Annotated in this window: 14 protein-coding genes and 3 pseudogenes; 9 read left to right on the top strand and 8 right to left on the bottom strand. The window is 54.6% G+C overall.

Annotated features, from left to right (window positions below; genetic code table 11):
- Positions 1–12: 12 nt before the first annotated feature.
- Both GLX_RS01185 and GLX_RS01180 read left to right on the top strand, forming a co-directional pair.
- Positions 13–1,236, top strand: a complete 1,224-nt coding sequence (locus tag GLX_RS01185; RefSeq protein WP_014104109.1) for an IS256 family transposase — start codon at positions 13–15, stop codon at positions 1,234–1,236.
- A gap of 34 nt (positions 1,237–1,270) precedes the next feature.
- Positions 1,271–1,612: pseudogene (locus GLX_RS01180) on the top strand (transposase); the annotation flags it as partial.
- 549 nt (positions 1,613–2,161) lie between these two features.
- On the opposite strand, the gene GLX_RS01170 reads toward GLX_RS01180, so the two are convergent.
- Entirely contained in the window at positions 2,162–3,610 is a 1,449-nt protein-coding gene (locus GLX_RS01170; protein ID WP_231850372.1) for an LTA synthase family protein, read from the bottom strand.
- A gap of 233 nt (positions 3,611–3,843) precedes the next feature.
- Here GLX_RS01170 and tmpT point away from each other — a divergent pair, with 233 nt between their 5' ends.
- Positions 3,844–4,482 carry a thiopurine S-methyltransferase gene (tmpT, locus tag GLX_RS01165; protein ID WP_014104223.1) on the top strand — a complete coding sequence of 213 codons (639 nt, stop codon included), beginning with the start codon at positions 3,844–3,846 and terminating at the stop codon, positions 4,480–4,482.
- Positions 4,483–4,519: 37 nt separating this feature from the next.
- Here tmpT and GLX_RS01160 read toward each other — a convergent pair whose 3' ends face one another.
- A complete protein-coding gene (locus GLX_RS01160) occupies positions 4,520–5,110 on the bottom strand; it encodes an alpha/beta fold hydrolase (RefSeq protein ID WP_231850371.1) in 591 nt (196 codons plus the stop codon).
- 79 nt (positions 5,111–5,189) lie between these two features.
- Here GLX_RS01160 and GLX_RS01155 point away from each other — a divergent pair, with 79 nt between their 5' ends.
- The gene (locus GLX_RS01155; RefSeq protein WP_014104060.1) at positions 5,190–6,269 is read left to right on the top strand and encodes an IS5 family transposase; all 1,080 of its coding nucleotides are present in this window, start codon (positions 5,190–5,192) and stop codon (positions 6,267–6,269) included.
- Positions 6,270–6,619: 350 nt separating this feature from the next.
- Here the strand turns inward: GLX_RS01155 and GLX_RS01150 are convergent.
- Positions 6,620–7,960, bottom strand: a pseudogene (locus GLX_RS01150) (amino acid permease).
- A 427-nt stretch (positions 7,961–8,387) separates the two neighbouring features.
- Between GLX_RS01150 and purU the strand changes: the two are divergent.
- Positions 8,388–9,266, top strand: a complete 879-nt coding sequence (purU, locus tag GLX_RS01145; RefSeq protein WP_014104219.1) for a formyltetrahydrofolate deformylase — start codon at positions 8,388–8,390, stop codon at positions 9,264–9,266.
- 116 nt (positions 9,267–9,382) lie between these two features.
- Entirely contained in the window at positions 9,383–9,958 is a 576-nt protein-coding gene (locus GLX_RS01140) for a hypothetical protein (protein ID WP_014104218.1), read from the top strand.
- A gap of 117 nt (positions 9,959–10,075) precedes the next feature.
- On the opposite strand, the gene GLX_RS01135 is transcribed toward GLX_RS01140, so the two are convergent.
- The gene (locus tag GLX_RS01135; RefSeq protein WP_041247045.1) at positions 10,076–10,972 is read right to left on the bottom strand and encodes a fructose bisphosphate aldolase; all 897 of its coding nucleotides are present in this window, start codon (positions 10,970–10,972) and stop codon (positions 10,076–10,078) included.
- An 839-nt stretch (positions 10,973–11,811) separates the two neighbouring features.
- Between GLX_RS01135 and GLX_RS18760 the strand changes: the two are divergent.
- From GLX_RS18760 to GLX_RS01120, 3 genes and pseudogenes are all read left to right on the top strand, one after another.
- Positions 11,812–12,104: pseudogene (locus GLX_RS18760) on the top strand (transposase).
- A gap of 498 nt (positions 12,105–12,602) precedes the next feature.
- Complete coding sequence (locus GLX_RS01125; protein WP_014104215.1) at positions 12,603–13,640, top strand: Dyp-type peroxidase; 1,038 nt, start codon at positions 12,603–12,605, stop codon at positions 13,638–13,640.
- 1 nt (position 13,641) lies between these two features.
- Positions 13,642–14,436, top strand: coding sequence for a family 1 encapsulin nanocompartment shell protein (locus GLX_RS01120; RefSeq protein ID WP_014104214.1), 795 nt, complete (start codon positions 13,642–13,644; stop codon positions 14,434–14,436).
- Positions 14,437–14,579: 143 nt separating this feature from the next.
- Here the strand turns inward: GLX_RS01120 and GLX_RS01115 are convergent, their stop codons facing one another.
- From GLX_RS01115 to GLX_RS18845, 4 genes are all read right to left on the bottom strand, one after another.
- On the bottom strand, positions 14,580–15,842 hold the full coding sequence (locus GLX_RS01115; protein WP_014104213.1) for a phospholipase D-like domain-containing protein: 1,263 nt from the start codon (positions 15,840–15,842) through the stop codon (positions 14,580–14,582).
- 337 nt (positions 15,843–16,179) lie between these two features.
- The gene (locus GLX_RS01110; protein ID WP_014104212.1) at positions 16,180–18,726 is read right to left on the bottom strand and encodes a TonB-dependent receptor; all 2,547 of its coding nucleotides are present in this window, start codon (positions 18,724–18,726) and stop codon (positions 16,180–16,182) included.
- A gap of 533 nt (positions 18,727–19,259) precedes the next feature.
- A complete protein-coding gene (locus GLX_RS01105; RefSeq protein WP_041247043.1) occupies positions 19,260–20,201 on the bottom strand; it encodes a DMT family transporter in 942 nt (313 codons plus the stop codon).
- Positions 20,202–20,324: 123 nt separating this feature from the next.
- A complete protein-coding gene (locus GLX_RS18845; RefSeq protein ID WP_231850369.1) occupies positions 20,325–20,696 on the bottom strand; it encodes a hypothetical protein in 372 nt (123 codons plus the stop codon).
- Between the last annotated feature and the right edge of the window lie 219 nt (positions 20,697–20,915).

The following is a 20,915-nucleotide window of genomic DNA, read 5'->3' as shown; positions in this document are numbered from 1 at the left end:
AGGAGCCCCCGCATGAGCATTGATAAAGATCTTCTGGACCGTCTGATGGAAGGTCGTTCACCGGGCGACCTGTTTGGCAAAAGCGGCATACTCTCGGAATTGACGAAGGCTCTGGCGGAGCGGGCGCTCAACACGGAGATGACACTTCATCTTGATGAGGAGCGCGCCGATGGCGCCTCTGCTGAGGATAATCAGCCGCCCAACCGCAGAAACGGCAATAGCCAGAAGACCGTGACGACACAGAGCGGCAAGGTTGTTCTGGATATTCCCCGGGATCGGAACGGTACGTTTGATCCGATGTTGATTGCAAAGTATCAGCGTCGCTTTCCCGAGTTCGACCGCAAGATCATCAGCATGTATGCCCGAGGTCTGACAACCCGCGAAATCCAGGGGCATATTGAAGAAATCTATGGCGTTGAGGCCTCCCCGAGCCTCATTTCCGCGATTACCGACGCCGTGATGGAGGAGGTCGCCGCCTGGCAGAACCGTCCGCTGGAACCCTGCTACCCGATCGTCTTCATGGACGCGATCCGGGTCAATATCCGCAGTGATGGGACTGTCTCGAACAAGGCTGTCTTCGTGGCGCTCGCGATCCTGCCTGACGGCACACGGGACGTTCTGGGGCTGTGGTTCCAGGCGAATGAAGGGGCCAAATTCTGGGCCAAGGTCCTCAGCGACCTGCGCAATCGGGGTGTGCAGGACATCCTGATCGCCGTAGTCGACGGGCTGAAGGGCTTTCCGCAGGCCATTGAGGCGGTCTTCCCCAGAACCCGCATTCAGACGTGTATCGTTCATCTGCTGCGTCATTCCATGAGCTTTGCCAGCTACAAGGACCGCAAGGCCATCGCCACAGCTCTCAAGGCAATCTATACAGCAGTGGACGCCACAGAGGCCGAGGCAGCCCTCGGCGGGTTCGAAGAAAGCGATCTGGGCAGACAATACCCGGCCATCGCGCCCAGTTGGCGCAGGGCATGGAATGAGGTCATTCCGTTCCTCGATTATCCTCCAGAAGTGCGCAGGTTGATTTACACAACAAATGCCATTGAGGCCCTGAACTCAAAGATCCGTCGTGCCGTGCGCACCCGCGGCCATTTCCCCAGTGAAGAGGCCGCAGCAAAATTGATTTACCTGGCGCTCAATGCTACCTCAGCACAGTGGAAGCGCTCAGTGCGCGAATGGTACGCTGTCAGATGCCAGCTCGCTATCATGTTCGATGATCGTTTCCCAATGGCCTGAAAAAATGGCACCGCACAAAATTCTACACAGTCTCGGCTTGCTCGATAAAACCAATACGGCCTCAAGCGTTTGGGCCGACACCGCGTATCGCTCGAAAGCCAATGAGGACTTCATGGACAAAGAGGGTTTCGTCTCGAAGGTTCACAGGAAAAAGCCGCATCTCAAGCCCATGCCTCGCCATATCCAGCGCTCTAACGCAGGGAAGTCCGTCATCCGATCCCGCGTCGAGCATGTCTTTGCCGATCAGAAATCGCAGACGGGATTGTTCGTCCGGACCGTGGGCATTACCCGGGCCACCATGAGGATTGGCTTGGCCAATATCGTCTACAACATGCGCCGCTTCCTCTTCCTCGAGAGGTTGAACGCGGCCGCGTAGCTATCCCATTGGCGACAGCGTCCGATCTGCTCAAGACGCAGATCAAAAGTCACCCCAAGAACCGTCAATCAGCACAACAAAAGCCTGAAATCAGGAACCACGCGCGCCAATCAACGGTTCTTCGATCCCTCCACCTTGCTCGTGAACAGGCCGATTTACATACGGATACTTTCTTAAAAGCCCCATAGTCCCGTGGTTTTATTTCAAATAACACTCATCTGTCTTCTTGAAGGCGAATTCTATTTCTCCATTTTCTGGTTCCCGCCGTGGCCCTTCGCGTACGCCTGCGGTCCGTTTTCATGGCCACCATCGGTGCGCCTTGTCCTGCCGCCCCTGTCCTGTCGGTTTACGATTGTCCAGGCATAGCGTGTGGCTTCGTGTTCATCCACGCCCCGGTTTTCATAATTTTCCTCAATATGAGCGATCTGGCACTTCTGCCTGTCGGTATAGCCGACTTGTCGCCACGAGGCATGATCCACCTCCCTGCATGATGGACCTGCATAGCGTGCCGCAAAAGTGTTCGTTCTCACCGTGTGGCGCAGGTTGGCTTTATGCCGGTTTTACGGCCAGTTGCACGATCAGGGCATGAAGACCGGCTGGGGATAGCGCCACGGGTGGCGACGCAGCTTGATCATCAGGCCTGCCTGCGGGAAGGGATACGGCAACATAGGGCACGTCACGCGCGGCACCGGGCGTGAATATACCGGGGATGGATGGTCGATGGTCCCCATAGAAAACAAGCAGGATGTTCCGGTCCATGCCTGACAGGGCATGCATAAGGTCAAGCAGCATGCGGTCGCTATTGCCAAGATGGCGCAGGTAATTGGCAAGCCCCTGTGCCGGTTGTGAACTGGCGGCCCATGGGCCATGGTTCTCCATGGTCACGGCATGGACCATAATGGGTCCCGACGCTGAACGGACAAGGGTTTCAATGCTTTTGCCCAGCGCCATGTCACTCACATAAGGCATGTCGGCACTGGCTGTGTGGCCATAGGCTTCGGGGCCGATCATGCGCCCGAATCCGCAGGCGGGCATCAGCAGGTTACGATTATAGAAGCGTATGTCATGCGGATGTACGAAAACACTTTCATACCCGGCTCCCTTCAGGCGGTTGGGCAAAGCATAGGAACTTTCCTGCATGGCTGTCAGGAACGGGTCAAAAGCACGAAACCCCAGTTCAGCCTCCGTGCGCCCGTACAACACGCCATATTCCGAACGCATGGTATAGGCACCAAACCCGCTGACCTGCAGTTCCCCCTGCTGAACCGCCCACCTGCGTGCCTGGGTCAGGCCGGGCATGGCAACTGGCCCCACCGATGCCGGAAGGGGCAGGCAGGCGGGATCGGCAAAGGATTCACACTGTATGACCACCACCGCATCATAAGCAGCGCTGCCCGGCAGGGGGGGGACGGCAGGCGGGATTGGGCTGGCCTTCCATTGCCGCCAGTACAGGAACGTGATGCCCGGCAGGCCGAAGCGCTGCAGATCCTGCTCCAGTGCCGGGGTCGGCACCCAACGGGCTGCAGGCAGGGCATGTATGCCCAGCAGACCAAGCACCGTCATGGCAATGCCGACAAGATGGGGCCGAATGTCTGGCACCACAAAGAAAAAGGCGCCAACGACAAGGAAAAGCAGGAAAACGACAACAAATACGCGTGCATACCACGGTATGGAAAACAGGTAGAATTTGGGATGCTGCAGAAAACTCCGGGCCACAAAAAGATCGCTGAACAGCAGCGGTTCACCCAGTATTTTATATTTTATGTTGGAGACCGATACGAAAATGACCTCAAACAGCACCGCCACAAGCAGGGATACCACGGGATTACCCGTCAATGCCAGCAACAGACCAACCGTGAACAGCGCGCACAGGATATCGATATAAACCCGCCGGGGCGGAATAGCCTTGCCACTGCCGCCTGTCCTGATCCCCGCCAGTTCAATAAAGGGCATGACGATGAGAATGCAGGCCACAGACAGAAAAAACATCATGTGCATCAATAAAAAACCCTGACGGGCATTACCCGTGCTTCCCTGCTGCATGGCGGGACGATCCGATATGGACCGGTTACCGTTGAACAAGCCCCCTCATGCCACAGCGGCCGCGCCGTTTCCACCCGGCGCAACCGCCCTGCCCTTTACGCATGCAGGTGGATCGGGAATAAGATACAACAATGCGGGCAATGGAGGCCACCATGCCCGCCTGAAACCACAGATATGAAATCGGGCGGATGAACAGTACTTTCTGGCAGGCCAAATGGCAGCGCAATGAAATCGGCTTTCACGAACACAGGCCCAACGTGCTGCTGGTCCGTAATTTCCCCGCCCTGTGCCTGCAGCACGGCGCACGGGTATTCGTGCCGCTATGCGGGAAAAGCCTCGATATCCACTGGCTGCTGGCGCAGGGCCACCAGGTGGTGGGGTGTGAACTCAGCCCACTTGCCGTCGGGCAACTTTTTGCCGAACTGGGGTTGGCCCCGCATGTATCCATCTGTGGCACGATGCAACGTTATGATGCGGAAGGGCTATGTATTTATGTCGGGGATATATTCGACCTGACGGCAGATGCGCTGGGGCAGATCGATGCGGTCTATGACCGTGCGGCGCTAATCGCCCTGCCCCCCGCACAACAGGCCGACTATGCCGCGCACCTGTGCGCCATCACGCATCAGGCCCCTCAACTGCTGATCTGCCTGGAATACGACCAGTCCCGCCTAGCAGGGCCGCCCTTCAGCGTTGATGCAGCACAGGTCAGTCAGTACTATGGTGCCACCTTTACCCTCACCTGCGTTGAAAGGGTCATGGTGCCCGGTGGGCTGAAAGGCGCATGCCCGGCAACAGAAGCGTTATGGCACCTGGTACCGGCCTGATAAAACCGAAAAAAATGCAGTACCGGCAGCAGGAGCTTCATGCCTCTCCGCCATGGCCGGAATCCATGAAGCCCTGCACCAGCGCAAGGAAGGCGGCAGGGGCCTGTGCATGCACCCAATGCCCTGCCTCCCTGATGGTCTCCAGCCGGTAATGGGGGAAGAGACGGCGCATGGCCGGATAACTGGCAGGCTGGATATAACGTGAGTTCCCGCCTGCAATGAACAGCGTGGGACCATTGTAATGCACGCCCGGCACAATGGGGGGCCAACCGATGATGGCAGACATGGACGCCGCAATTTGCTGCAACCCGATACGCCAGCGCGACTTTTCTCCCAGTTCAAGGTTCATTAGCATCAGGTCGCGCACGGGCGGGTCGGTAATGACCTGCCCCAGCCAGGCTTCCGCCCCGGCGCGATCCAGGTAATCGGGCAGCGGCAGGGCAGCCAGATCGTGGGCCAGTTGCCGGGACTGGGCAAACCCGCCCTCACCCGGCGCAATATCGGCAACAATCAGGCTGTGGACAGCGTTAGGATGGTTCAGGGCCAGCATCATCGCAGTTTTTCCCCCCATGGAATGACCGATAACCATGGCGGGAAGGGCCGCATGCGCCACAAGGGTTTCATGCACATGGAGGGTTCGAAAAACCCCTGGTTCTGGCCCTCTGTGTGTGATTCCCTCTCTTCTGTGATGATTGAGGGAATGGCTCATGAAGCAGCCGGGCTTCTTTGATGTGGACGAGCGACTAGCCCGTTTGAGTGGCCTTGGCGATCAGCTCGAAGCGTTTTCTCGGACTGTGGATTTTGAGGTGTTCCGTCCTGATCTGGACAGGGCTCTGGCCTATGCGGACGGAAGTAAAGGTGGCCGTCCCCCGTTTGATCCGGTGCTGATGTTCAAGATCCTGGTGATCCAGACGCTGAACAATCTCTCCGACGAGCGAACGGAGTATCTGATCAACGACCGGCTATCCTTCATGCGCTTCCTCGGCCTGGCGTTATCGGACCGGGTGCCTGACGCCAAAACGGTCTGGCTGTTCCGTGAACGGCTGACCGAGGCTGGCGCCATCCAGAAGCTGTTCGAGCGCTTTGACGCCACCCTGCGAAACGCCGGGTATCTGCCGATGTCCGGCCAGATCCTGGATGCCACGCTGGTGGCGGCGCCAAAGCAGCGCAATACCAACGCGGAGAAAGTTGATCTTCGGGAAGGCCGCATTCCGCAGGACTGGCAGGACAAGCCTGCCAAGTTGTCCCACAAGGATCGCCATGCGCGATGGACACTGAAGTTCACGAAGGCAAAGCGGCAGGAGGACGGGACGCTCCCGTCCACGGACCTCGCCATCCCGTTCTTTGGCTACAAATCGCATATTTCCATCGATCGAAAGTTTCGACTGATCCGGAAATGGAAAGCGACGGATGCCGCCGCCAGTGATGGTGCCAGGCTGCGCGAGGGCTTGCTCGATAAAACCAATACGGCCTCAAGCGTTTGGGCCGACACCGCGTATCGCTCGAAAGCCAATGAGGACTTCATGGACAAAGAGGGTTTCGTCTCGAAGGTTCACAGGAAAAAGCCGCATCTCAAGCCCATGCCTCGCCATATCCAGCGCTCTAACGCAGGGAAGTCCGTCATCCGATCCCGCGTCGAGCATGTCTTTGCCGATCAGAAATCGCAGACGGGATTGTTCGTCCGGACCGTGGGCATTACCCGGGCCACCATGAGGATTGGCTTGGCCAATATCGTCTACAACATGCGCCGCTTCCTCTTCCTCGAGAGGTTGAACGCGGCCGCGTAGCTATCCCATTGGCGACAGCGTCCGATCTGCTCAAGACGCAGATCAAAAGTCACCCCAAGAACCGTCAATCAGCACGACAAAAGCCTGAAATCAGGAACCACGCGCGCCAATCAACGGTTCTTCGATCCCTCCGGGTGGGACAGGTCACCATTTTCAGGGCCACGTTCGATCGTATTGAGCAACATGGGCAGGAAGGCTCCGTTTTTTCCGTATTATCACGGACAACTTTAAAGACTTTGCCCAGACAGCGCCTTTCATATCTCTGTGGGCATGTGCGGCACTGGCCATTCATGACCAGTCCCTCTGTGGTATGATCACGCCACAGTCGGCCCGGTTATGAAACCAGGCCATCACCATGCAGTAACCCGCCGCCTTGCCACATAGACCAGCACAAAGAAAAGCGACGTGCCCAGACTGGCAAGTGCCACCATGCGCTGCGCAGGGTCCATGAGCATGACGACAAAAATAATGACAACCCCAGCCAGCGTCAGGAAATTGAGCGCCGGAAAGAACGGAATGCTGAAAAGACGCGCACGCTCCCCTGGCGGTGTGCGTTTACGCATGACCACATAAGCAGTGACGATAAGCGAGTACACCAGCAGCATCACGCCCCCGCTGCAACTAAGCAGGAATGCAAAAACCGTACCCGGTGCCAGAATGGAAGAAAAGGCGACAAGCACCCCAGCCAAGGAATTGGCAATAATGGCATTGACGGGTGCCTTCTGCCCGCCCCTGCGCCGCAGCATGGCGGGGGCATCCCCATAGGATGCGAGTTCCGCCATAACGCGGGAGGTGATGTACAGGCTGGAGTTCATGCATGAGAGAATGGCCGTCAGCACCACGATGCGCATGGCGGGCGCCGCACCGGGAATTCCCATAACCTGCATGGCCTAAACAAAGGGGGAATATCCGGGCACTACATCCGACCATGGTACGATCATCACGATCAGCGCCACGGAAAGGGTATTGAACAGCATCAGGCGAAGGCCCAGCGTGCGGGTGACACGCCCGACATTCCTGGCCGGTTCTGCTGACTCACCTGCCGCAACAGTTGCGATTTCCGACCCGATCATGGCGAACAGGACCGTGGGCACGATGGACACCATTGCGGCAATGCCATGGGGAAACATGCCCCCCGACCCGACAAGATTGTGCATGACCGGCACACCAGTCCCAAATATGTGAAAAATATACAGGCTACCCGCCACAATGAAAAATACGATACTGATGACCTTGATCAGCGAAAGCCAGAACTCACATTCACCAAATATGTGAACTGCCGCCAGGTTGATCAGCTTCAGCACCACGATCAACACCGTTGCCAGCAGCCAGACAGGCAAGTCGATCCATTCATGCAGTATGATGGCACCCGCTATCGCCTCACTCCCCAATGCGACCAGCCAGAAAAACCAGTACAGCCACCCTGCTGTAAAAGCCGCACCCGGACCATGGGCCATGCGGATATAGGCAATGAAGGAACCCTGACCAGGACGTGCCGCAACCATTTCCCCCAGCATGCGCATGATCAGCATGACCAACAGACCAACCACGGTAAACGCCAGCAGGGCACAAGGCCCCGCCGCCGCGATGACAGCACTGCTACCCACGAACAGTCCCGCCCCGATGGCGCCGCCAAAAGCGATCATGATGATATGGCGCTGCCTGAGTACGGAATGAGGAGGTTGTGTCATGCCGGATGTCGGTTCCTTAAAAAGTAAGGGAGAACGCGTTCTGCACAGGACGTAACCATGCCCAGCAGTTCATCATCCGCCAGCCTTTCCCAAAAGCCTGACTGGTCCAACAGGGCAACCCTGGTGGCCGGACAGACCCGCCAGATGAAGGAAGGAGGCCCGACCCAACAAGAATGGCGGATCATGCCAGCATGCAAGCCGGACAGGGGCGGAAACGCGAAGACCTTAGCGACCGAGGAATTGTTTCGGTTTCATTCCTGTCATAGGACCGGAAGCCGCCCGACCTGTAAAAAGGAACGCGCAGGTACGGGGTGATGCGCAACGGAACAAATCCGCCCCCATGCAAACCTGCTCCCCCATCCCTCCACAAGCGGATGCAAAGGTTGTATCAGGGGCATCCTCCCGCCTGTAACAAGTGGATCACCTGATGAATTCGCCTGCCCCGTCATCCGCTACCTTCATTCTAACCCTGAGTTGCCCCAACCGGCCCGGCATCGTCGCCGCCATAAGCCAGCATCTGTATGAGCATGGCGCCAACATAACCGAAGCCCAGCAGTTTGATGATACGGGCAGCAAGCAGTTCTTTATGCGGATTGTATTTGAACTGACGCGCCACGACGATCTGCTGCACACCCTGCGCAAGCAATTTGTCAATATTGCCCACACCTTTTCCATGACATGGACCCTGACGGATATCCGCCACCGCCCGCGGGTGCTGCTGCTGGTCTCACGTTTCGATCACTGCCTGGTTGACCTGCTCTATCGCTGGCGCATCGGAGAATTGCGGATCGAGCCCGTGGGGATCATTTCCAACCACCCACGCGAGACATTCGCCGATGTGGACTTTTATGGCATTCCTTTCCACCACCTGCCCGTTACCAAAGATACAAAAGCCGAACAGGAAGAGAAGATCTGGGCCATCTTCAACCAGAGTGATGCAGAACTGGCGGTCCTGGCACGCTATATGCAGGTACTCTCCAACGAGATGGCGGCACGCCTGAGCGGGCGATGCATCAATATCCACCATTCCTTCCTGCCCGGCTTCAAGGGTGCTCGCCCCTATCATCAGGCATTCAGTCGCGGGGTCAAGCTGATCGGGGCCACCGCGCATTACGTGACCAGCGACCTTGATGAAGGGCCGATCATCGAACAGGATGTAGAGCGCATCTCGCACGCGGATTCGCCCGAGGACCTGATCCGCAAGGGTCGTGATATCGAACGCCGCGTGCTGGCCCGGGCAGTCAGGTTCCACATTGAACGCCGCGCCATCCTGAACGCCAGCAAGACCATTGTCTTCACACCCTGAACGCCCGCTACCCATGCATGACCGGGGAGGCAACACAGCCATTTGCTTTCAGCTACACGACAGGATAGCCCCGTTTTGATAAGCTCCGTTACAGTACAAAACCTATCGGGAAAACTATGAAAAAGATCCTTCTATGCGGCATTGTCCTGACCGTGGCTGGCTGCGCTTCCAACCCGTCTGATATCGGCGCGCAATATGTGGATCCGGCCCCTTACCTGCAACAGAGTTGCGCCCAGTTGGCCCATCAGGACCAGGCAGATACGCAGGATCTGGCCTCGGCCGAGAAACATCAGCGCCGAATGCATCAGTCCGATGAATGGGGTGTCGCACTGATTGGCGTGCCAGTTGGCAGCATAGGGGGCGACAGGCACAAGGATATCGGCCGGCTGAAAGGAGAACTGGATGCCCTCCATGCAGCCGAACGGGGCAAAAACTGCGTGGGCAGTTACAGTCCGACCGATTACAATGGTACGCCGTCGGCCTACCCTGCCACCCCTGCGGCCGGGGCACTCCCTGCCGACACAGGCATGACAGACCCCGCCATCCCTGTCACAGCAGGCCAGCAAGGCAACGTGGCCAGGACTGGCGGCGTGCCACCCGTCACCACGCCCTCCAATTACAACCCGCCTGCGTACCATATGCCTGCAGCAGGCTATGCCTCACCGTCCTATTCCGACAACCCGTTCCGATAAAGGGATGCTGCGCGCGGCAACCCAAACGCTACTGCCACGACGCGATTTAAAAGGTTTCCAGATGGTCTTTACTTCTGGAAACCTTGCATACTCACATGGTCTGGAAAGACCTGTATCTCATATTTTTTGTGATGAGGCCTGGTAGATTTCATCGATCGACGCGGCCAGGGTTTGGTTGAATTGCTCATCCGTCATCTGATAACGGAGTTCCTCAAGCAGGGCGCGCGAGAAGCTGGCAATCATGCCATGATTGGCGGACAGACGTTTGCACGCCTCATCGCGCGGGTAGCCACCAGACAGCGCAACAACACGCTGCACCCGCGGGTGCTTGACCAGATCAAGGTACAGGTCAGACTTTTCGGGAATACTGACCTTGATCATGACCTGGTAGTTGCCCGGCAGCCCATCCAGCCCACGCTTGAGTTCTTCATGCAGCAGAGTCTCGGCTCCCGCCTTGTCCGGGCTTTTGATCAGCACTTCCGGCTCAAGGATTGGTACAAGCCCATGGGCCGCGATCTGCTCGGCCAGCGCGAACTGCTGCTTTACGATGGCGGCCACACCGGCAGGTTCAGGCAGGCGGATGACCGAACGGGCCTTGGTGCCATAAATACCAAGCTTGACCGCATGTTCAAGTAACACGTCCAGACCAGGAATGGGTTTCATCATCTGAACCCCCCCCGCTTCGGCCTCCAGTCCCTTGTCCACTTTCAGGAAGGGAACAATGCCACGCTCCTTCCACAGATAGGTCGGGGTCGGAACATCCTTTACCAGCCCATTCATGGTCTGTTCAAACAGGATGGCGGCAATGATTTTCTTGCCCGTAAAGGCAGGCGATGTGATGACCCTGACCCGCATTTGGTGCATAAGCGCGAACATCTCGGCATCATTACTGTAGGCGGTATCCGGAATTCCGTAATGTCTGAGCGCGCCGGGGGTTGATCCACCGCTCTGGTCCAGCGCCGCGATAAAACCGGCATGTGAGGACATGTTTTCCTTCATCTGAGCAATCGACATAACCCTTAATTCTCCCTTTGAGCAATTCATTCCCATGATCAGAAACATCACGGTGTCATATGGTATGCATCCGCCTGTTTTTAACTTATCCCAGCCGGTAAATTTTCTCCTCGCCAAGCCGTGATGCGGCTGGCATGTCCAGTCTGACATGCCTATCATGTTACCCGGTTTTGGCAAAATCATGAAATCAAAGTATCAAGACCAGATCGGTACCAATAAAGCCGCACCGGATGCTGGTTGTCCGATGTACCGGCATCAGATGTTCTTTCGGAAAAAAATAACGCAATACCGCAATGACTGCCCGAAGTGATCAAGACTGCCCACCGTCGCAATGGCGCGCTGGGCACAAAGATGCAGTTCCCAAGCCCCGCCCATCATCGAGGCGGGACAGTGATTTCATAATTCATTAATGATCATGCCTATCCGTCCGGCCTGCTCATGCATCAGGTGCGCGGGCCGGTTCCGTGCCGTGGCATCAGAAATCAAGCGATGTCTTGACATAGTATATGCCACCGCTGAAACCGTAAGGGAAACAGAACGGATACTTCGTCAGTCCCTGCTGTTTATTGGAAACGATCATCAGTACAGGGGTCGTATATTTGTTGCCGATTTTTTTTAGCGCCCACGCTGATAGCCCATTCCGGCAGGATCTTGTAGTCAACTACCGGGTTGGTGACGAAGGCCGGGTTCTGTTCACACGGCATGCCATCAAAGGCCGGTGGAGGCCGCCATGTAAGCTCAGGACTTATTAACCTGTTGAATTGAACTACGTACAATAATTCACAGATATTCGGGCGAATAAGTCCATGAGTGATGTGTTTTTGCTCTCTGAGAGTTAGATGGAGAAGATTGCACGGTATTTTCCTCTGGCTCATGGAATGCCGCGCGTGGATGATCACCGCGTGCTCAGCGAGATGGTGTATATGATCCGTAACAGGATTCAGTGGAAAGATGCGCCCGAAGTGTATGGCCCACGTAAGACCTTATACAACCGCTTCATCCGCTGGAGCCGTTCGAAAACATGTTCGCAAGGCTGAAAGACTGGCGACGTGTTGCAACCAGATACGACTGGTGCAGTCATATATTCATGTCTGCCATTCAGATCGCGGCAAGTTTCTTCTATCTCAAATAATGAATCCCGAGCCCAGTCAGCGCACTGATCCGGCTGGGGAGGCATGCTCCTGTCGATGCGGGATAAGCACAGGCAGGGTCAGCCTGCATCTCCGTAAACAGGCGGAGTGGGCACCAGACTGGCCCATAGGTAGCAGCGTATCGCATTGATGACGGGTGACCTGCCATGATTACCATCAATAAATGCATAACAGGCATGCTCAATATGCGTTTTTGGTCAAAATATCGATACCACGCCGATCTGAACATAACAGATGAAAACCAGCGCCGGACAGAAACCCGTCCAGTTTTAAAATACAGATGAAATATAGATTTTTTTTATAGGATAATGAAAATAAATGAAAAAAATTATCTCATTTATCCTGCTTATAATGTCACCTGCCTTACGAAAGTTGCTGTTATTTTGTCGCTCAGGCACTCTTGCCACCATGGGCCATCCGCTTATGGTAGGCATCCTTGAAGTGTTACGCATGTATCACCCGAAGGGAGTTTCAGTCCGTTGGCTACACCTCAACCCGTTGATACGAAAATAACCCAGGCTGCCATCTTCCTGGTTCTGACCCTGAACCATGATGAAGGAACTGCCGGGACGGTCCGGGATCTTCTGGGAGATCTGTCCTCCCTCCAGCGTGCTGTCGGCTTCCGCATACCCGACGGTCAACTCAGTTGCATTACCGGCATAGGTTCGGATGCATGGGACAGGCTGTTTGGCGCACCCCGCCCGCGAGAACTTCACCCGTTTGCAGAGATCAACGGCGTTCATTACGCACCTTCTACCCCTGGAGACCTGCTGTTCCATATCCGTGCAACACGGATGGACCTGTGCTTTGAGCTGGCCGCCAACATCGTCTCCCGACTTGAAGGCGTCGCACGCGTTGAGGACGAAGTACATGGCTTCAAGTATTTCGATGAGCGTGACCTGCTGGGCTTTGTGGACGGAACAGAAAACCCATCAGGCCAGGCCGCGCGCGATGCGACCCTTATAGGAGAAGAAGATGCCGCCTTTTCGGGCGGTAGTTACGTGATAGTACAGAAATACCTGCATGACCTGAAGAAATGGGATGCCATCCCGACAGAAGTGCAGGAACACATAATCGGCCGCAAGAAAGTATCCGATATTGAACTGTCCGAAGCTGCAAAGCCCAGCTACGCCCACAATGTACTGACCAATATTGAAGAAAACGGCCAACAGTTGCAGATCCTGCGCGACAACATGCCTTTTGGAAAAGTAGGCAGCGGTGAGTTTGGCACGTATTTCATCGGATATGCCTGCTCACCTGCACGAATAGAACAGATGCTGCAGAATATGTTTGTGGGTAAGCCGCCCGGCAATTACGACAGGATACTGGACGTCAGCACCGCTGTAGGGGGTACTCTGTTCTTCATTCCTACAGCCGATTTTCTGGACAATGCGCCCGGTGCTGGCCCCGTTGCCACGCCCGCTACCCGAACAGACCGGCCATCTAGCCCCCCGCATGATGTGGCAGACCGGCATAACGGTTCCCTAGGAATCGGATCACTCAAAAAGGAAGCCTGACATGAACAACCTTCACAGACATCTGGCCCCCATTTCCAGCGCGGCATGGACAGAAATCGAAGAGGAAGCGGCACGCACCATCCGCCGCCATCTTGCCGGACGACGGACAGTTGACACATCCGAACCCAAAGGCGCGGCGTATGCCGGTATCGGTTCCGGTCGGGGTACATTGATCGATGCCCCGCAGCAGGGTATCCGGGCCATGCGCCGCGAAGTACTGCCACTGGTCGAGTTACGGGTGCCTTTCAGCCTGTCACGCGAGGAAATCGATGCGGTTGAACGCGGATCTGTTGATTCCGACTGGCAACCGGTCAAGGACGCCGCGCGAACGATTGCCTTTACAGAAGACCGTGCCATTTTTGATGGCTATGCGGCGGCAGGCATCGTTGGACTCAGGCAGGGAACGTCCAATTCCCGTCTTACCCTGCCTACAGCTGCCAAGGACTATCCGCACGTTATTGCCCAGGCACTCAACACCTTACGTCTGGAAGGCGTAGGTGGTCCCTATTCCATCGTGCTGGGTGCACAGGCCTATCTGGCGCTGAATGGGGGCGATGACGATGGTTACCCTGTCCGCAAGCATATCGAAAGCATGATCGACGGAAACATTATCTGGGCACCCGCTATTGAGGGGGCTTTTGTCGTATCAATGCGCGGTGGTGACTTTGCCCTTGATATTGGGCAGGATTTTTCAATCGGCTATCTGGGACATACAGCAGAAACAGTTGAACTCTACCTGCAGGAAAGTTTTGTATTCCGTGTCCTGACGCGCGAGGCTATTGTCGCGATCGGGTAAGGTATGGATAGGAGCATGACCGCAATATCAGAATATCTGCCTTACGGTCATGTAAAAACAGTTCCTTAAGCTTATGCTCTTGGCCACCATTTACCAGTGCGGATGGTGGCCAGTCCGCTCCACAACAATGGCCTGCCTGTTTTTTAATCCCTATGCGGCATTGCGTAGGTCTTGCCACTTTCCAACTGGGTAACATACGGACCGGTCCAGTCGCGCATGAAGATGGCATTCAGGTCCCGTGCAGGCGATGCGCCATGCACGAAAATAGCGGCATTGACCGAAGTTGTGAAATAGCTTGGTTCCCAGTTTCCTGTGCCAATATAAACCGCATTGTCATCAGCCACGGCATATTTACAATGCTCCACACGGGCATAAGGCACAGGATTACCCTTTATTGCCGGAACGGTGCTGAACTTTACCGTAACATGAGGCAGGACGGATAGAGATTTGAGATAGGACTGCATGGGTTCCGAGAGAGCCCAGTCTGATACGATAATCTGTGTCTCCACACCACGGGCCGCGGCATCACGCAATGCCGTATCCAACACGGGCCAGTAGCCCGGTGCCCCATAGTGGTTGATGGCGCTCATGGTCAGTACCTGCAGTCTGAAATTCTTGCGGGCTGCATGGATCATGTCAACAAGTGCCCTCTGCTCGGTTGTCAGGGCCGCTGGCATCATGACTGCGGGACTGAAGGCGGGAAAAGCTATAAGGGGTTCTTCCCCATCTGAAAGGATGACCGGGTTATCTTGGGTCACAGGCACAAAATCCGGCGTGCCAGCAAATTTTGTCTGAACTGCTGGTAACGCCGCACCCTGCGCCAGCATCCAGAGCATATTGAAGTCGGTTTCAAAATCACGCGCTATGGGTTCATTATCAATACGGGCACCAATTTCATGAATATGTTCAAGGGCACGCCAGTCCCAGTTCTGGCTGCCAACAAACACGGTTCTATTATCCACCACCATATATTTTGCGTGCAGTATTCCACCTGTCAACTTATGCCCCGGCAGGATGGCCGTCGTGATATTGGGAACATCTTTCAGCTTTTCCAGAACGGGTGCCGTTTCCTTTAGAAAAGACTGTTCAACTACAATCCTGATCTGGATACCTGCCCTGGCACGTTCAACCAGACTATCAAGAACGTCAGATATGCCATGACCTGGCTTGTCCGTAATATAGAAAACGGCGGCATCAATGGAATGCTGGGCGTTATGGATCATATCAAGCCAGACATCCTTGGTGCGTGGTATGCCGACCTGCCCGTACTGCGTCTGTTCGGGTATGCTTTCAACGATCTGGAAATTCTTTTCTTTCTCACTTGCACAGGCAGTACCCGTTGCGGAACAGGCCAGAATGACAGTCGCAATGTAGCCAAGTGGCCTTGAAATCTTTTGTGAGATCATTTTTGAATACCGTTCCTGTGTTTCCAACTAAGGCGACATCGTTTTCTTATTAATTAGAAATGAAATAATCGATCATATCCCGTATATCCCCTACCCGATGCACGACAACAATACGAACTGCCGCATATAATGACTACTGCAAAAAGCATACCATCACCAGGAAGGCACCATGGCAGTGGTCTGGAGAAGGGTACATTCTCCAGACATACCAGTAATTGGGTCAAGAAAATCGTGAAATTGGGGGCCTGATATCCAATCCGTAAACACCACCGGTCATGGATACGATAGCATCCCCCAGTTCCCATCATACTGCCAGACAGGCTGGCATGACAAACGATCAGAAACCACTGCTCATGGAGAAAATGGCCGAGAACGGAGAAGCGATACCATAGGTTGGCACATAGCCTTTTACGGATTTACCATTCATTGCAATAGCAGTCTGAGCGTTTGTTTCAATACCAGAAGCATAGTTCAGGTAGTGGTTGTTGGTAATGTTGGACAGGTTCAGCTTGATGGTCGGGCTTTTGAATAGTCCCCAGCTCTTGAATCGGTACCCTACACCGATATTCATGCGGACATAGGACGGAACAGCTTCGTCATTCATGAAAGTTGAATACTGCTTTGCTACGTATTTCAGGCTGAAATTCCCGAATATACCACCGTTATCATAATCCAGGCCAAGGCCAAACTGGTAACGCGGTGTCTGAGGAGCAAACTTTCCTTTTGTCGGCAGGAGTGCGCTCACACCCCTGGTCTGGGCAGCAAGATTGCTGTCATTGCGAGCATCGATATATTCAGCCGAAAAATACGGACGAATATTATAAATGGGACGTGTACCAATTTCAAAATCAACACCATTCGTGGTTTCGCCACCACCATTGATGCTGGTTGTATAGTAATCGCCCATATTATGGGGATCAACAATGGTCTGGGTAAAGAGCCGATTCGTGAAATTGTAATGGAAATAAGTCAGCGATGTATTGATCAACTTGCCCTGATAACGCCAGCCAAACTCCTCAGAGATGGACACTTCCGGCTTCAGGCCCGTGGCTGCGTGGTTGCTGTACCCGCTGCCTGCGTAATAGGCCCCTGAATCATAAAGGGAAGAATTCATCGGCACACGATAGTTTGTTGCAACAGAGAAGAAGAGCTGGTTCTTGCTATCCACCTTGTAGCGAAAGGCCATAGTCGGCAGAGCTTCGCGATAGGTCTGGTTGATGACGGTCCCGGTGGATGTATCTGGCAGATAGTTACGACCATCACGGGTAATGATGGAATATTTCAGACCTGCATCGATTGTCAGGCGATTGTGAAAGAGTGAAATGCTGTCACCAATGAATGGCGTATTAATGATCGTACGCGTCAGCGTGTCACGATACTGGGCGACCTGACCGTTGGCGAGGATAAGGTTGGCCCCATCACCATACTCATTGACCGGCGTGCCATCGGCATTCAGTGCACTGTAAGGGGATGTCTGGCGCTGATACGAATATTCAAACCAGTAACCAACCATCAGCCGGTTGATCCCTGCGGTCCAGGTCAGTTTCGTCACCGCACCCGGACGATACGTTCTAGTTATGGATGGGTTATAAAGCACGACATTCGTATTGCCGGCACTCTGCCCATTGATCGTGCCAGACATGGTCTGGGACCCATAGCTCATCCGGGTCATGTTTTCCGAATAGGCACCGCCACCGTTGCCGTAACCGTACCAGAAATAGGGTGTCTCGGTCAGGCTGAGATGACTTCCCAGATTGAAGTGGGACGGTGCACTGATATAAATGTTCGTAAACGGGTTGATACGGTTCTTGTAATAATACTGATCAATCTTCGGGTTACCGGTCATGACAGAGTTATAGACCGTATTAGCAGGCGTACCAGAGGGTGAGCCATCAATTGCTCCCGGAACCCCGATACCATATTTGTTCCATGATGCCATGGAAACCGATGGCTGGCTGTAATTGTTCAGCTGGTTACCAACAACAACCAGGGACATCCGGTTGCCTTTACCCCATTCCTTGACAACCTTCATCTCACCATGAAGCTTGCTTTCATCACCCGGCCCACGCCACATCTCTTCATGCGTGTCAGAGAACGAAAAATACGCGCGTGTACCGGAATTCCCCATAAGGCCCGTGTCAAACCGCGCAAAACCGCGGACCGCGTTATATGAACCGTATGAAAAGTCTGCCCGCCCCCCCATCTTCTCGGTCGGGTCGATGAGATACATGTTCACCACACCACCGGACGCGCTGACGGTCGGACTATCCAGATCGGCGGACCCCTGTGCGACCTGAATACTTGACAGGTTTTCCGAATCAACAATTTCCTGTGGATAGACGGCATAACTCCCGATATCATTGAGCGGAAAACCTTCAAGGGTATAGCCCATCGAGTTTTCGTTCATGCCACGGACGGATGTATGTCCCCCTGTCAACCCCATCGGGTCGGAATCCGTTGCATTGACACCAGGCAGCAGCGCAATCAACTGCATGGGGTTCAGCCCCGGGGTCTGCTTTTCAATATAGTCGCGTGTAATGGTTGATTTGGATTTGGGCGCATCTTCCTTGACCATAAGGCCACCACCAATGGCGCGACGCGTTACACCATCACTATAGTGATGACCTAGTACCAGCATTTTCTCATCGGTCGGGGCAGTCTGGCCAATCATGGTGGGGCGATTATCAAGATTGACATCCGCAGTGTCGGCCGTGCCTGTGGATGCGGGTACATTCTGTGCCTTGCCGCCAGCGGACAAAGACATGGTCGTGCCTTGGGCAAATGCGCTGGAAACCCACAAAGACGAACACAGGAATGCCAGTTTGACACTGGACTTTCCGACGACAGACCGATTCATTTCGTTGTGGAAAAAATATCTTATCATTCTTTACTCCACATAAATGTGTCTCATTTTAAAAAAAATGATTGTTGCTGCGATAGTTTTTACCGTGGAGACAAGATTATTATGAAATTCATAGAAAATTTATGAAGTTATTTTTAAATCTTATAGCTTGTTTCGTAAGTGTTGTTATATTTAAGCACCTGGAAATCTTGTATATCTTTTTATTTTTTTGCTCACTCTGTTCAATATCCGATTTTACGTTTCTTGAACATGGTGTATATAAAAAAAGAACAGTATTGTATCGTGGAGGCTGTTCTGTCTGATACAGGTCTATGCCGTTCATATCATTCACAGAGCGCAGAACCACCAGTACAGGCAGGGTTTGTTACCGGATGATATGATACTGCATCCACACCCATCCTGCCCAACCGCCCTTACGGCAGCCCATGGCGGCCATGGCACCGAATGACACATGCTACGCTTTAATCGAACCAACAGCTTTACACGTGGAATACCAGACCAGGATGGAATCGACTGGCTACAGTGCAATAAGACATGGCTGTAGCCGGACAGGGTCACCGTATCGTTTCATTCCTGTGAAGGCCACGCAGCCGCAAGCGTGCCTCATGCCGCGCCTTAAGGGCCAGACGCTCGTAATGGATATGCTGACGTATCCAGTTGAGCATGCCAGACAGCGTGACCACCACAATCCCAACACAGGTCCAGCTATCAAGCGGTTGATGGAACAGGAAATAGCTGAAGGCAACGGCCCAGAGCATCTGGCTGTACTGCGGTAGGGCAACCCGGTTAGCCGGCGCGCGGGCGGTAGCCATCATCATAAGCAACTGACCTAGTGCCGCCAGAAAGCCATAACCGAACAGGAACATCCACGTTCTGACCCCATGCGGCCAGTGTGCGTGCGCGAACATGAGCGCCCCATCACCAATCAATGGACCGAACAGGCTGGAGCCAAACAGGGAAAGTCGTGGGGTATCATTACCTGCAAGCCGATAGGCAATGACTCCCACCGCATTTGCGATGGCCGCGATCAGGGCGCACAGATGCCCCAGATGGAGGGCACGCATACCCGGCCGCAGGACAATCAGCACCCCGACAAATCCCAGAATGACGGACAGCCATGCCCAGCCTGAAACTTTTTCCCGCAGCAGGGTAACGGACAGAATGGTAACAAAGAGCGGCATGAGAAACATGAGCGAAAGCGCTTCAGGCATGGGCAGGAGCATGAAGGCTTCCACGCTTGCAGCCGTGGCGGCAAAGGTAGCTACGGCCCGTACCACCCACATGCCCGGATGCTGCGGGGCAAAAATATCCAGATAGGATTCACTGGGCCTGCGGATAAACGGGATAATCAGGAAACCAAAGACCCCACCGGAAAAAGCCACCTCGAAGGGATCCAGTTGTCCGGCGAGCAGCTTGGAATAGGCATCACTGACCGAAAATGATGAATATGCAGCAAAAGCAAGCATCATCCCTGATGTAAGAAAGGCGAATTTCATCTGTGACATCCCAACCTGCGGTAAGGGAAGCCATTATAAATATGCAGTCCCAAAAACCAGTGCGGGTAGGGAGAGCCTGCCATGCGCCATGCAGCACCGCCCGTGGGCCATCTGTCCAGCCGGTTACCGCAGACCCAGCGCTTTTATCTTGCGGTATAGTATTGCCTGCCCAATGCCAAGGTTACGGACCGTTGCCGTCATATTTTCATGGGCCAGCGCCAGGGCCGCGCGGATGACATTCTCCTCTGCCCTGCGGAAACCGACCCTGTTCTCGGTTGCAAGCCTGTCCAACAGGTTGGGGTAGGTACGGAGCACGTCAGCGGTCCAACCTATCATGATGCGGGTACCATGGGTGGCGCCAATGACCTCTCCCTCCCCGTTTATGGCAACCGGGGGGCAGAGCAGCCTTCCACTGGCCCAAGAGATCAGTATCCTCTCGTCCTCATGGTATTCACGGAACAGTTGTTCCGCTATCCGGCAGCCGGACTGTTGCAACGTATCCAGCACAAGGGAGCGGCGTTGGAATGGACCGTACCGTTGAAGGTCGCAATGTTAATCACCCTGGCCACCTGCCCTACTGCATTGACCACCGGCACCGCATCACGGGCCAGCAGCGAGAAACAGAAACGACAGTGTTCGCCCGCCCGTAGAAAGATGAGACAAGCGTCGCGCATTGCCGTGCCGATACCATTCGTGCCGGCTATAGACTCATCC

The sequence above is a fragment of the Komagataeibacter medellinensis NBRC 3288 genome (assembly GCF_000182745.2).
GTDB classification, from domain to species: Bacteria; Pseudomonadota; Alphaproteobacteria; order Acetobacterales; family Acetobacteraceae; genus Komagataeibacter; species Komagataeibacter medellinensis.
The sequence above is the reverse complement of the archived record's forward strand: the minus strand, read 5'-3'. Positions and strand labels throughout refer to the sequence as shown.

Bases quoted from the DNA above. Each gene is read 5' to 3' on its own strand.
- GLX_RS01185 (WP_014104109.1), top strand. From the start codon at position 13: ATGAGCATTGATAAAGATCTTCTGGACCGTCTGATGGAAGGTCGTTCA.
- GLX_RS01170 (WP_231850372.1), bottom strand. From the start codon at position 3,610: ATGCACATGATGTTTTTTCTGTCTGTGGCCTGCATTCTCATCGTCATG.
- tmpT (WP_014104223.1), top strand. From the start codon at position 3,844: ATGAACAGTACTTTCTGGCAGGCCAAATGGCAGCGCAATGAAATCGGC.
- GLX_RS01155 (WP_014104060.1), top strand. From the start codon at position 5,190: ATGAAGCAGCCGGGCTTCTTTGATGTGGACGAGCGACTAGCCCGTTTG.
- purU (WP_014104219.1), top strand. From the start codon at position 8,388: ATGAATTCGCCTGCCCCGTCATCCGCTACCTTCATTCTAACCCTGAGT.
- GLX_RS01140 (WP_014104218.1), top strand. From the start codon at position 9,383: ATGAAAAAGATCCTTCTATGCGGCATTGTCCTGACCGTGGCTGGCTGC.
- GLX_RS01135 (WP_041247045.1), bottom strand. From the start codon at position 10,972: ATGTCGATTGCTCAGATGAAGGAAAACATGTCCTCACATGCCGGTTTT.
- GLX_RS01120 (WP_014104214.1), top strand. From the start codon at position 13,642: ATGAACAACCTTCACAGACATCTGGCCCCCATTTCCAGCGCGGCATGG.
- GLX_RS01115 (WP_014104213.1), bottom strand. From the start codon at position 15,842: ATGATCTCACAAAAGATTTCAAGGCCACTTGGCTACATTGCGACTGTC.
- GLX_RS01110 (WP_014104212.1), bottom strand. From the start codon at position 18,726: ATGATAAGATATTTTTTCCACAACGAAATGAATCGGTCTGTCGTCGGA.
- GLX_RS01105 (WP_041247043.1), bottom strand. From the start codon at position 20,201: ATGAAATTCGCCTTTCTTACATCAGGGATGATGCTTGCTTTTGCTGCA.